Origin of the sequence: Actinotalea sp. C106 (assembly GCF_023630195.1) — a bacterium.
Taxonomy (GTDB): Bacteria; Actinomycetota; Actinomycetes; order Actinomycetales; family Cellulomonadaceae; genus Actinotalea.
Genome location: NZ_JALPKN010000082.1, coordinates 1 through 11,877, shown reverse-complemented (window position 1 = coordinate 11,877; position 11,877 = coordinate 1). Strand labels below are relative to the sequence as shown.

The 11,877-nt window shown below is 71.6% G+C and carries 11 protein-coding genes and 1 pseudogene; 5 read left to right on the top strand and 7 right to left on the bottom strand.

Going from position 1 to position 11,877, the window contains the following annotated elements; all coding sequences use genetic code 11:
- A partial coding sequence (locus tag L0B03_RS07685; protein WP_374204903.1) for a DEAD/DEAH box helicase occupies positions 1-345 on the bottom strand: 345 nt, incomplete at its 3' end.
- A gap of 170 nt (positions 346-515) precedes the next feature.
- Between L0B03_RS07685 and L0B03_RS07680 the strand changes: the two genes are divergently transcribed.
- The 3 genes from L0B03_RS07680 to L0B03_RS07670 are packed head-to-tail and all read left to right on the top strand — an operon-like array spanning position 516 to position 3,745.
- Positions 516-2,657, top strand: a complete 2,142-nt coding sequence (locus L0B03_RS07680) for a ribonucleoside triphosphate reductase (RefSeq protein ID WP_250445228.1) — start codon at positions 516-518, stop codon at positions 2,655-2,657.
- Positions 2,654-3,364 (top strand): anaerobic ribonucleoside-triphosphate reductase activating protein, encoded by a 711-nt coding sequence (locus L0B03_RS07675; RefSeq protein WP_250445227.1) that lies wholly within the window; start codon positions 2,654-2,656, stop codon positions 3,362-3,364. Before L0B03_RS07680 ends, L0B03_RS07675 begins: the two co-directional genes overlap by 4 nt.
- A 39-nt stretch (positions 3,365-3,403) precedes the next feature.
- Complete coding sequence (locus L0B03_RS07670) at positions 3,404-3,745, top strand: STAS domain-containing protein (protein WP_250445226.1); 342 nt, start codon at positions 3,404-3,406, stop codon at positions 3,743-3,745.
- A 286-nt stretch (positions 3,746-4,031) separates the two neighbouring features.
- Here the strand turns inward: L0B03_RS07670 and L0B03_RS07665 are convergent, their stop codons facing one another.
- From L0B03_RS07665 to L0B03_RS07645, 5 genes are all read right to left on the bottom strand, one after another.
- A complete protein-coding gene (locus tag L0B03_RS07665) occupies positions 4,032-4,514 on the bottom strand; it encodes a hypothetical protein (RefSeq protein WP_250445225.1) in 483 nt (160 codons plus the stop codon).
- Between the two features lie 170 nt (positions 4,515-4,684).
- Positions 4,685-5,572 carry an SDR family oxidoreductase gene (locus L0B03_RS07660; protein WP_250445224.1) on the bottom strand — a complete coding sequence of 296 codons (888 nt, stop codon included), beginning with the start codon at positions 5,570-5,572 and terminating at the stop codon, positions 4,685-4,687.
- A 74-nt stretch (positions 5,573-5,646) separates the two neighbouring features.
- Positions 5,647-6,345: an HAD family hydrolase gene (locus L0B03_RS07655; protein WP_250445223.1), complete on the bottom strand. Its 699-nt coding sequence runs from the start codon at positions 6,343-6,345 to the stop codon at positions 5,647-5,649.
- A gap of 45 nt (positions 6,346-6,390) precedes the next feature.
- Positions 6,391-7,737, bottom strand: coding sequence for a hypothetical protein (locus L0B03_RS07650; RefSeq protein ID WP_250445222.1), 1,347 nt, complete (start codon positions 7,735-7,737; stop codon positions 6,391-6,393).
- On the bottom strand, positions 7,734-8,435 hold the full coding sequence (locus L0B03_RS07645; protein WP_250445221.1) for a sigma-70 family RNA polymerase sigma factor: 702 nt from the start codon (positions 8,433-8,435) through the stop codon (positions 7,734-7,736). Before L0B03_RS07645 ends, L0B03_RS07650 begins: the two co-directional genes overlap by 4 nt.
- Positions 8,436-8,541: 106 nt before the next feature.
- On the opposite strand from L0B03_RS07645, the gene L0B03_RS07640 reads away from it, so the two are divergent.
- Positions 8,542-10,836, top strand: coding sequence for a sodium-translocating pyrophosphatase (locus L0B03_RS07640; protein WP_250445220.1), 2,295 nt, complete (start codon positions 8,542-8,544; stop codon positions 10,834-10,836).
- Positions 10,837-10,847: 11 nt separating this feature from the next.
- Here the strand turns inward: L0B03_RS07640 and L0B03_RS07635 are convergent, their stop codons facing one another.
- The gene (locus tag L0B03_RS07635; protein WP_250445219.1) at positions 10,848-11,489 is read right to left on the bottom strand and encodes a hypothetical protein; all 642 of its coding nucleotides are present in this window, start codon (positions 11,487-11,489) and stop codon (positions 10,848-10,850) included.
- Between the two features lie 138 nt (positions 11,490-11,627).
- Between L0B03_RS07635 and L0B03_RS19280 the strand changes: the two are divergent.
- Positions 11,628-11,877 (top strand): annotated as a pseudogene (locus tag L0B03_RS19280) (hypothetical protein); the annotation flags it as partial.

The window sequence follows — 11,877 nt, the reverse complement described above, 5'->3', positions numbered from 1 at the left end:
CTTGGCCTCCGACTTCCGGCTCACGTCCCCGGCGCCCGTCGCCTGCAGCTCGGCGGCCCGCACGGCGGTCAGGGCCGGGAGCCAGAAGGCCAGGGACTTGCCGGAGCCGGTCGAGGTCGCGATCACGGTGTGCCGCCCCGACCACGCGGCCTCGGAGGCGACCACCTGGTGCTGCCACGGGCGCTCGACCCCCAGGCGCCGGTAGCCCGCCACGAGCTCGCCGTCGGCCCACGCGGGCCAGTCGGCCTGGAGCCCCGCCCGCGGTGGGAGGTGCTCGACGTGGGTCAGTCGATCGGCACGGCGTCCCCCGGCCAGCAGCACGTCGAGCAGGGGGGAGTCGGGCACCGGCCGATCATCCCACCGCCGGTGCTGCCCGGCTTGTCCCGATCCCCCGGCGGACGAGGGACGTTGGTCCCCGCCCGCCGTCGCCGAGAGGGAGTTACATGGCACATCTAGTGGCAGTACGTGAGATGCCCTACTAGATGTTGAGATCACCAGCCAGGAGGACACCCCGCATGAGCACCACCCAGCCCGACCGGGACGCACTGCTGCCACGGGGGGTGATCAAGCGGTCCGGTGCGACCGCCACCTTCGACCGGGTGCGGATCAGCGCCGCGATCGAGCGGGCCGGGGTCGCCACGGGAGGGATCGGTCGCCCGGAGGCCGACGCGCTCGCTGCCCAGGTGCACGCGACCCTGACGGTCGAAGGTGCCGCCTACCCCCACGTCGAGCACGTCCAGGACCTGGTCGAGCAGACCCTCCTCGCGGCAGGGCACACCGCCACGGCCCGCGCCTACATCGCCTACCGCGAGCAGCACGCCCGGCTCCGGGAGGACGCCCGCACGGTGGTCGACGTCGGCTCCTCGATCAACGAGTACCTGGACCGCTCGGACTGGCGGGTCAACGCCAACGCCAACCAGGGCTACTCCCTGGGCGGACTGATCCTCAACACCGCGGGGAAGGTCACCGCGAACTACTGGCTCTCGCACGTCTACGCCCCCGAGATCGGCCACGCCCACCGCGACGGGGACCTGCACATCCACGACCTCGACATGCTCGCGGGCTACTGCGCCGGCTGGTCCTTGCGCACCCTGCTGACCGAGGGCCTCAACGGTGTGCCCGGCAAGGTCGAGGCCGGCCCGCCCAAGCACTTCAGCTCGGCCGTGGGGCAGATCGTCAACTTCCTCGGCACCATGCAGAACGAGTGGGCCGGGGCCCAGGCCTTCAGCTCCTTCGACACCTACATGGCTCCCTACGTGCGGACCGACGGCCTCAGCTACACCGAGGTGCGGCAGGGCATCCAGGAGCTCGTCTACAACCTCAACGTGCCCTCGCGCTGGGGCACCCAGACCCCGTTCACCAACCTGACCTTCGACTGGACCTGCCCCGCGGACCTGCGCGACCAGGTCCCGGTGATCGCCGGGGTCGAGCAGGACTTCACCTACGGGGACCTGCAGGTCGAGATGGACGTCATCAACCGCGCGTACATGGACGTCATGACCGCGGGGGACGCGAGCGGGCGGGTGTTCACCTTCCCCATCCCGACCTACAACATCACCGAGGACTTCCCCTGGGAGTCCGAGAACGCCGACCGGCTCTTCGCCATGACCGCGCGCTACGGCCTCCCGTACTTTCAGAACTTCCTCAACTCCGAGCTCGAGCCCGGGCAGATCCGCTCGATGTGCTGCCGCCTCCAGCTCGACCTGCGCGAGCTCCTCAAGCGCGGCAACGGGCTCTTCGGCTCGGCCGAGCAGACCGGCTCCCTCGGTGTGGTGACCATCAACTGCGCACGCCTGGGCCACACCCACCGCGGGGACCTGGACGGTCTGCTCGTGGCCCTGGACCGGCTGCTCGAGCTCTCGCGGGACTCCCTCGAGGTCAAGCGCAAGGTCATCCAGCGCTACATCGACGAGGGCCTGTTCCCGTACACCAAGCGCTACCTCGGCAGCCTGCGGAACCACTTCTCGACCATCGGCGTCAACGGCATCAACGAGATGGTCCGCAACCTCACCGGCGACGAGCACGACCTCACCACCACCGAGGGCCACGCGATCGCCGTCCGGCTCCTCGATCACGTCCGCGCCCGGATGGTCGAGTTCCAGGAGGCCACCGGCCACATGTACAACCTCGAGGCCACACCGGCCGAGGGCACCACGTACCGCTTCGCCAAGGAGGATCTCAAGCGCTTCCCCGGCATCCTGCAGGCCGGCACCGACGAGAACCCGTACTACACGAACTCCTCGCAGCTGCCCGTGGGCTTCACCGACGATCCCTTCGAGGCCCTCGACCGGCAGGACGAGCTGCAGACCAAGTACACCGGCGGCACCGTGCTGCACCTGTACATGTCCGAGCAGATCTCGAGCCCCGAGGCGTGCCGCGAGCTGGTCCGCCGGGCGCTGAGCACCCACCGGCTGCCGTACATCACCATCACACCGACCTTCTCGATCTGCCAGGCCCACGGGTACATCGCCGGGGAGCACCACACCTGCCCGCAGTGCTCCGAGCCCTGCGAGGTCTGGACCCGGGTGATGGGCTACCACCGCCCCGTCAGCTCCTTCAACGTCGGGAAGAAGGGCGAGCACGCCGAGCGCACCCACTTCACCGAGCAGGCGGCCACGCCCCGGCTGCCCGACGACGTCCCGGTGCCGGTCGGGTGAGCACGGTGCAGGTCCAGGCCGGGGCGGGCACCCTGCAGATCGCGGGACTGGTGCCGTTGTCGACCTGCGACTGGCCCGGCCGGCTCGTGGCGACGATCTTCCTGCAGGGCTGCCCGTGGCAGTGCACCTACTGCCACAACCCCGGTCTGATCGACCCGAGGGTGCCCGGGGTCGTGCCGTGGGAGCAGGTCACCGACCTGCTCTCGCGGCGGCACGGCCTGCTCGACGGCCTGGTGTTCTCGGGCGGTGAGCCCACCCGGCAGGAGGGGCTCGCGGCTGCGATGCGCGAGGTCAGGGAGGCGGGCTTCGGCGTCGGGCTGCACACGGGAGGGGCCTACCCGCGGCGCCTGGAGGCCGTGCTGCCCCTGGTGGACTGGGTGGGCCTGGACATCAAGGCCCCGGCCGACCTGTACCCCGCGATCACCGGGGTGGCCTCGAGCGCCACCCCGGCCTTCCGGTCGCTGCGCCTGGTGCAGGAGGCCGGGGTGCCGGTCCAGGTGCGCACCACGGTCGACCCGACGGTCCTCGACGAGGACGCGGTGCGACGCCTGGGCGAGCAGCTGGCGCGGGACGGGGTGCACGACCACGTGCTGCAGGAGGTACGGTCCGCAGGGACCAGACCGGAGTACGCTGCCGCTCTGGCTGATCTTGCGGCCGGGTCGGCAGGCGCGCCGACCCGCGGTGCGGCGCAGGGTTTGGTTGAATGAACGCGATCAGCACGCAGCAGACGTTGAGTGGAGGCCGGTGTGGACGTGTCCGTCACGAGCCGCGTCGTCGGCGACCGGACCGTGGTCGACGTGACGGGTGAGATCGATGTCTACACGGCCCCGGCCCTGCGGGAGGAGCTAGCGTCGTTGATCGACCGCGAGCACACCGACCTGGTCGTCGACCTGACTGCGGTCAAGTTCATGGACTCCACGGGCCTGGGCGTGCTGGTCGGTGCGCTCAAGAAGGTCCGCACCCTCGGCGGCGACCTGCGGCTGGTCATCGACCAGGAGAAGATCCTCAAGGTCTTCCGCATCACCGCCCTGACCCAGGTCTTCACGATCCACGCCTCGATCGACGAGGCCCTCGCCGAGCAGGGCTGACCCGCCCCGCACGGCCTCACGCAGAGCAGAGCCCCGCGGCCCTCAGGGTCGCGGGGCTCTGCTGCGTCTGCCACCAGGCTTGGTCTGTCGGCAGGCGGCGCCCGTCACCAGTCGGCGCCGTCACCAGTCGGCGCCGTCACCAGTCGGTGAGGGTCACCGGGTAGGGGCCGCCGAGGACCGTCGCGGTGACCTTGGTGCCGTCGACTGCGGGCCCCATCGTGGGCCACCCTCGTGTCAGAACCTGGGATGCCTGGGGGTATCCCAGGTTCTGACACGAGGAGTGGGGTCAGGGGCTGGGGGGCGTGAAGGTGTAGTCGACCAGCCAGCCGCCTCCGGTCTCGTTGGACACGTCGGCGAGCACCGAGCCCGCCGGGCCTGAGGCCGCCACCTCGTGCCAGAACGGCCTGGCGTCGTCGGTCGCCTCGTCGTCGACCGCGTAGCCGGCCTCCTCGAGGGCGAGGATCACGTTGGCCGCCGACCCGCGGCCCGCCTGCGACTCGACGACGAGCCGCAGGGCGCCGGCGTCGCCCTGCGCAGCCATGAGGACACGCCCCTCGACGAGCGGTAGGCCCTCGGCGGTGACCTCGGGGTCGGTCGGGGTCCAGCCCGGTCCGGCGAGCCCGCCCTGCTCGACGTCGTCCGATCCTTGCGCGCTCGCGGTTGGTGTGACGGCCTTGCCCGGGGATGCGGGCTCGCTGCGCCCCGCCCCGAGCTGTTGCCCTACCAGGACGACCGCCGCGACGACGGCGAGCCCGACGGCCCCCGTCACCGCAGCACGGACTGATCTCGTGCGCACTGTGCCCCCTGACTCAAGCGGCCCCGGGGGCCGCCCTGCGACGAGGGCGGCCCCCGGGGCCGTGACGATGCCCCGCTGACTCAGCGGATCATCTCGTGCGAGGAGGGCGGCGGGCCAGGGCCCACGTCCTCACCAGGGGTGGATCAGGGCATCATCTTGCCGCCGGCCACACCCAGGCGCTGGCCCGTGGTGTAGCTGGACTCCTGGCTGGCGAAGAAGACGAAGGCCGGGGCGAGCTCAGCGGGCTGGCCCGGGCGGCCCTCGGGGGTGTCGTCGCCGAAGCCCTCGACCTTGTCCCCGACCATGGTCGCGGGGATGAGCGGCGTCCAGATGGGCCCGGGGGCCACGGTGTTGACCCGGATGCCCTGCTCGGCGAGCTGCTGGGCTAGGCCGCGCGTGAAGTTGATGATCCCGGCCTTGGTCGTGGCGTAGTCGAGGAGCGCGGGGCTCGGCTGGTAGCCCTGGATGGAGGAGACGTTGATGATCGACGCCCCCTCCTTCAGGTGCGCCAGGGCGGCCTTGGTGATCCAGAACAGGGCGTAGATGTTGGTCTTCATCACCCGGTCGAGCTGCTCGGTGGTGATGTCGAAGATCCCACCCTCCTGGGCCATCTGGTACGCCGCGTTGTTGACGAGGATGTCGATCCCGCCGAGCTCGGCCACGGCCTGGTCGACCAGGGCCTTGCAGTGCGCCTCGTCGCGGATGTCCCCGGGGGCGAGCACGGCCTTGCGACCGGCGTCCCGGACGTGGCCCGCGGTGATCTCGGCGTCCTCCTGCTCCTCGGGCAGGTAGGAGAGGAGCACGTCGGCCCCCTCCCGGGCGTAGGCGATCGCGACGGCGCGGCCGATGCCCGAGTCGCCGCCGGTGATGATCGCCTTGCGGCCCTCGAGCCGGCCCGAGCCCTGGTAGCTCTCCTCGCCGTGGTCGGGCTGCTCGTCCATGTCCCGGGTCAGGCCCGGGTGGGAGATGGTCTCCGACGCGTGGCTGTCGTGCTGCTCGGTCGGGTCCTGCGGGGTGGTCTGGTCAGCCATGGGTGCCTCCGGTGTGATGGGTGTCGGCCCGGGGTCCAGGGGCCGCGATGGTGCTTCCGTACGGTCAGGTCAGGTCAGGATGTCCAGGCCCGGGCGAGCGGGCTCTGGTCCAGGTCGGCCAGGAGGGCCGCGACGTCGGTGTAGACGGCGGCGGCCCCGGCCTCGCGCAGCTCGGCCTCGCCGACCCCGCCGGTCATGACCCCGACGCAGGTGACCCCGGCGCGGGCCGCGGCGGCGACGTCGTACCCGGTGTCGCCGACGAAGACGGCGCGACCCGGCTCGACGTCGGCGATCCCGAGGGCCGCGTTCACCAGGTCCGGGGCGGGCTTGGCGTTCTCGACGTCCTGTGCCGAGGTGATGCCGGTCAGCGCGTCACCGAGGTCGAGGGCCGCCTCAAGCTTCTCGAGCTCCTCGGGCCCGGCCGAGGTCGCGAGCACGCACCGCGCACCGCGTTCGACGACGGCGTGCACCAGCTCTCGGGCCCCGGGCAGCACCCGCTGCAGGTCGCCGAGCTCGGCGTAGATGGCCGAGTGGCGCTCCTTGGCGTCCGTGCCGACCTTCTCAGCGACCTCGGCTCCGAGGAGCTCCTCGAGGAGCAGGGCCGAGCCCATGCCCACGGCGCGGTGCACCCGCCAGGCGTCCACCGGGTGACCGACCTCGTGGAAGGCCTTCACCCACGCGTAGGTGTGCAGGTAGTTGGAGTCGACGAGGGTGCCGTCGATGTCCAGCAGCACGGCGCCGGGGGAGGTGGAGGGGTTCGCGGTGTGTGTCACCCCTCCACTCTCACCCGCCCGGGCCGTGCCCGCGCGGCGAAAGGTCTACCTGAACGCTGTGTCCTCAAGTGGGCTCATCGCGGTGAATGACCCGGTGAGGCGCGTGGTCTCGCCCTCGCCAGTTCCCCGCTCCTCAAGCGTCACCTCCACCAGTGCCATCACCTGGTACTCCCCGAGGGGCAGCGGGAGCGCAGGGCCGTCCCCGCCCTCACCCGTCCCGCACAGGTTCCGGCTGCCGTGCAACGGGATCTCTTGGACAGCACCCTCCTGCAGCTCCACGTTGATCACCCCGCCTGCCTCGACAGGCTGGTGGGAGACGACGACGCCGTCGCGCACCACGACGAGGGTGGCACCCGCGGTGTCCACGCGGCCGACGACGGACCCGGCCCCGACCATCCGCAGGTCGACGGTGCCGACGAAGACGCCGCCCTCCTCGATCACGGTGGACGCGAGATCCAGGTCCAGGACGAGGTCGCGCGGACCGTCATCCAGGACGTCGACCGAGGTGCCGCACTGCGGGAAGGCGGCCGTGGGGTCCTCGTTCCCGTACGACACGAGCTCGTTGAGGGTGACCAGGGCGGCGGTCTCCTCCTCGCTGAAGCTCTCCTCGCTCGCGCCCTCGCTCGGCTGGTCGCTGGTGGCGTCCTCGGCACCCTCGGCGTCCGGGCCGGTCTCGATCCGCCAGGGGCCACCGACGGCGACGAACTCACGGCCGCCGTTCACCTGCTGGACCGTGCGGATCTCGCGCATCGCGTACACGTCGTACTCGCCGGGACCGAGCGGGTTCTCAGGGCCCGGGGCCGCCTCGCCGTCCGCGCAGTCCCAGAGGGGCATCGACGTGCTGGACATGAACCGCTGCGCCTCCTCGGGACCAACCATGTCGACCACGGCGTCCCAGTCAGGCTCCCAGTCGTCGTCCTCCGGGACGCCGGCCACGCGACCGGTGGACGGGTCGACCGCCACGTAGCGGGTCGAACCCCACAGCTCGAGCTCGACCTCGGTCTCGCTCACCTGGGTCTCGATGCTGAGGCCACCGTCGGTCCGACCTCGGGGAGCCTCGTCGACCAGCTCGAGCGTGACCGGCCCGTCCTGCACCCATCCCATCTCTCCGAGGGTCAGGCCGCACGCGTCCGAGGTCGGCACCACGTCGTCGCTCGGCCCCGCCGGCGGCACCGGCTCATCCACCGCCACGTCCGCCAGCTGCAGCCCGCCGAAGGCCAGCGCCGCGGCGGCCCCCACACCGACCATGCCCACCGCGGTGTGCCGCGCCGCGCGCCGGCGCCGCACGATGGTCACCATCTGCCGCACGCGCCCGTGCATCCTCGCGGAGGCGTCGTCATCCTGCACGGATCGCGCCATGTCGTTCAGCGCCTGCTCCAGGTCGATCTTCACCGCTCTCCCCCTCCGGTCAGGACATCGATCTCCTCGACGGTCGTCGGGTCGTCCTCGGGTCGTGGTTCGTCCTCGACCACCGGTCCGAGCAGGCCCTCCATGCGGCGCACCCCGTCGCTCAGGTATCTCTTGACTGCCCCCGTGCTGACCGAGAGCTCCTCGGCGATCGCCGGCACGGTCATGTCCTCGTAGAAGCGCAGGACGACGCAGGCGCGCTCGCGGGGGCTGAGCCCGTCGAGGGCCTCCCGCACGTCCACCCGGTCGGCCGAGGGCCCCTCAGGGCCGGCCTGCACGTCGGGGACGGCGACGAGGTGGCGGACCGCTGCCCACCGCCGTCGTCGTCGGAACCCGTCGAGGTAGGTGGTCAGCACGGCCTTGCGGACGTAGCCCTCGACGTTGTGGGCCTCGAGCCCGCCGCGGCCCCGCGTGAAGGTCTTGACCAAGGCGTCCTGCACCAGGTCCTCAGCCTCACGGCGGTCGCCGCACAGCAGGTAGGCGTACCCCACCAGCGCCGACCCGCGTGTGCGGACCAGCTCGTCGAGTGAGTGCTCCCACCGCGCCATCCGTGCTTCCCCCTCGACGTGGGTGAGCGCCCTGCGCCCATCCCGACTGGCCATGATGTCGAGGATGCGCGCCCCTGCGGCGCACCCTCTGACCATGATGACGACGGGCAGGCCCAGAACGTTGGGGTCGCCCACCAGATCCACCCCCTGACCCGTAGACTGCGCGCGTCTGCGGCTCAGGGGGCCGCGCGAGCCGCCGGCAACGACGCCGGGCCGGCACCGCACACGTCAAGGAGGACGGATGCCAACGCTCGGGACCTCGAGCCTCACCATCGTCGGGGTGATCGCCGCGATCGCGGTCGTCTCGCTCGTCTTCGCCCTGGTGCTGCGGCGCCAGGTGCTCGCCGCCGACGAGGGCACACCCAAGATGCAGGAGATCGCCACCGCCGTCCAGGAAGGCGCCTCGGCCTACCTGAGCCGCATGTTCCGCACCCTCGTGCTGTTCGCGGTGATCGTCTTCGCGCTGCTCTTCCTGCTGCCCGGTGATGCCGGGGTCAAGATCGGGCGGTCGGTGTTCTTCCTGCTCGGAGCCGGGTTCTCGGCGGCCATCGGCTACCTGGGCATGTGGCTCGCGGTGCGGGCGAACGTGCGTGTGGCCTCGGCCGCGACCCGCCCCGGCGGACGGGCCGAGGGGGCGCGCATCGCCTTCCGCACCGGCGGCGTCGTCGGCATGTCCGTGGTTGGCCTCGGGCTGCTGGGTGCGGCCTCGGTGGTCCTCATCTACCGCGGCGACGCCCCGGCGGTGCTCGAGGGCTTCGGCTTCGGGGCCGCCCTGCTCGCCATGTTCATGCGGGTGGGCGGCGGCATCTTCACCAAGGCGGCCGACGTCGGCGCGGACCTGGTCGGCAAGGTCGAGCAGGGCATCCCCGAGGACGACCCGCGCAACGCCGCGACCATCGCCGACAACGTGGGGGACAACGTCGGGGACTGCGCGGGCATGGCCGCGGACCTCTTCGAGTCCTACGCCGTGACCTTGGTCGCGGCGCTCATCCTGGGCAAGGTGGCGTTCGGTGAGCAGGGTCTCGTCTTCCCGCTCATCGTCACCTCGATCGGCGCCATCACGGCAGCCCTGGGCGTGGTCATCACCCGGGTGCGCGGCACCGAGAGCGGCCTCAAGGCCATCTACCGCGGCTTCTACACCTCGGCCCTGCTCGGCGCCGTCCTCGCGGCCGTCGCGGCCTTCCTCTACCTGCCCTCCTCCTTCGACCAGCTGACCGGCGTCGGGGACGTCCTGGTCGGGCACGACGGCGACCCGCGGCTCCTCGCGACCCTCGCCGTGGTCATCGGCATCGTCCTGGCGGGCGTGATCCTGTGGGTGACCGGCTACTTCACGGGCACGACGTCGAAGCCCACCCTGCACGTGGCCCGCACGTCCCAGACCGGGGCCGCGACCGTGGTGCTCTCGGGCATCGGGGTCGGCTTCGAGTCGGCCGTCTACACCGCGGGGATCATCGCGGCGGCGATCTGCGCGGTCTTCCTCATCGCAGGCGGCTCGGTCTGGCTGTCGCTGTTCCTCATCGCCCTCGCGGGCTGCGGGCTGCTGACCACCGTGGGCGTGATCGTCGCGATGGACACCTTCGGCCCGGTGAGCGACAACGCCCAGGGCATCGCCGAGATGTCCGGGGACGTGGACGCCGAGGGCGCGCAGATCCTCACCGACCTGGACGCCGTGGGCAACACCACCAAGGCCATCACCAAGGGCATCGCGATCGCCACCGCGGTCCTGGCCGCGACCGCCCTGTTCGGCTCCTACTCCGACGCCGTGCGGCAGGCCGTCGCCGACCTGGGCGACCAGATCCAGCCCGAGGGCCTGAGCTTCGCGATGCTCTCCTACGAGGTGATCTCCCCGATCACCCTGGTGGGCGTGATCCTCGGGGCGGCCACCGTCTTCCTGTTCTCGGGCCTGGCCATCGACGCGGTGACCCGCGCCGCGGGGGCCATCGTCTTCGAGGTGCGCCGTCAGTTCCGCGAGAACCCCGGGATCATGACCGGGGAGGTGCGCCCCGAGTACGGCAAGGTCGTGGACATCTGCACCCGCGACTCCCTGCGCGAGCTCGCCACCCCCGGCCTGCTCGCGGCCTTCGCCCCGATCGCCGTGGGCTTCGGCCTGGGCGTCGGGCCGCTGGCCGGGTTCCTCGCGGGCACCATCGGCGCGGGCGTCCTCATGGCCGTGTTCCTGGCGAACGCCGGCGGCTCGTGGGACAACGCCAAGAAGATCGTCGAGGACGGCAAGTACGGCGGTAAGAACTCCCCCGCCCACGAGGCCGTCGTCATCGGTGACACCGTCGGCGACCCGTTCAAGGACACCGCCGGCCCGGCCATCAACCCGCTGATCAAGGTGATGAACCTGGTCGCCCTGCTCATCGCCCCGGCCGTGGTGCAGGTGAGCATCGGCGACGACGCCAACCACGTGCTGCGGCTGAGCATCGCGGTGATCGCGGCGGGCATCGCCTTCGGCGCCGTGATCGCCTCGCGGCTGCGCGCGGCCCGGGTGGACCGTGAGGGCCGTCTCGAGCAGGAGGCCCACCTGGGCTGACCGGGCTCCGGTCAGCGGCGGGTCAGCACCTGGGTGAAGCCCTCGGCCCCCTCGACCTGCGGGGTCAGGGACAGCTCGTCACCGTCGCAGGTGTACGTCGAGGAGACGCCCAGGTCCATGCCCATGGTGTCGAGATCCTTGAGGTCGGGCACCTCGATGGCCTCCCCGTTGACGGTCGTGGCCGTGGAGATCTCGACCCCGGACATGTCGACCTCGGTCACGTCGAGGGTGCCGTCCGCGGCCGTATAGCTCGCCGTCATGGTGCCGTCGTACACGCTCGTGCTGACGATCTCCTGGCCCTCCAGGGACATCGCGAGCTCGGTGGTCTGCTGGTCGTACTCGGTGGTCATCACCCCGTCGGCGTAGGTCACCCACGACTCGCCGCTGACCTCGACCTCGGGGTCGAGCTCGGCCAAGCCGGGGGCCGACAGGGTCGCGTCGCGCATGGCCTCGAGGTCGGCGGTCCACTCGCCCTCGAAGCAGTCGTCACCGCCCGCGGCGGCGGCGGGCTCCTCGGTCTCGGCGGGCTCCTCGACGGGGGTGGTCTCCTCGTCGGTGGGCGTGGTCTCGGTGTCGGTGTCGCCCGAGCACCCGGCGAGGAGCACGAGGGCCCCGACGGCGGCAGGCAGGACGAGACGTCGGGTCGAGCGCATGAGGTCTCCGGTGATCGCTGGGTCGCGTACGGACGGTGGCCGCGGGCGAGGTCGGTCGGGTCATCGTGGCACGTCATGACGGTCACGACGACCCCCGGACGAGTGGCCGGTCGCCGTCGGACGGTGTCGACTGAGGGCGTGACCGTGCTCCGAGCCGCGACCTACAACCTGCGCCAGCTGCGGGACGACCAGGGCGCGCTGGTCGAGGTGCTCCGGGACCTGGCCCCCGACGTCCTGGCCGTCCAGGAGCCTCCACGTGGGCTGCGAGGGCGGCGGCGGCTCACACGACTCGCGGCGGCGGCCGGTCTGGTGCCCCTGGTGGTGGGCCGGGGCGCGCGGACCACGGTCCTGCTGGTGCGCCCGGACCTGCCCACCTCCGGGGGCCGGG

What these genes read in the sequence shown, in the direction of transcription:
- L0B03_RS07680 (WP_250445228.1), top strand. Translation starts at nt 516, where the DNA reads ATGAGCACCACCCAGCCCGACCGGGACGCACTGCTGCCACGGGGGGTG.
- L0B03_RS07660 (WP_250445224.1), bottom strand. Translation starts at nt 5,572, where the DNA reads ATGGCTGACCAGACCACCCCGCAGGACCCGACCGAGCAGCACGACAGC.
- L0B03_RS07640 (WP_250445220.1), top strand. Translation starts at nt 8,542, where the DNA reads ATGCCAACGCTCGGGACCTCGAGCCTCACCATCGTCGGGGTGATCGCC.
- L0B03_RS07635 (WP_250445219.1), bottom strand. Translation starts at nt 11,489, where the DNA reads ATGCGCTCGACCCGACGTCTCGTCCTGCCTGCCGCCGTCGGGGCCCTC.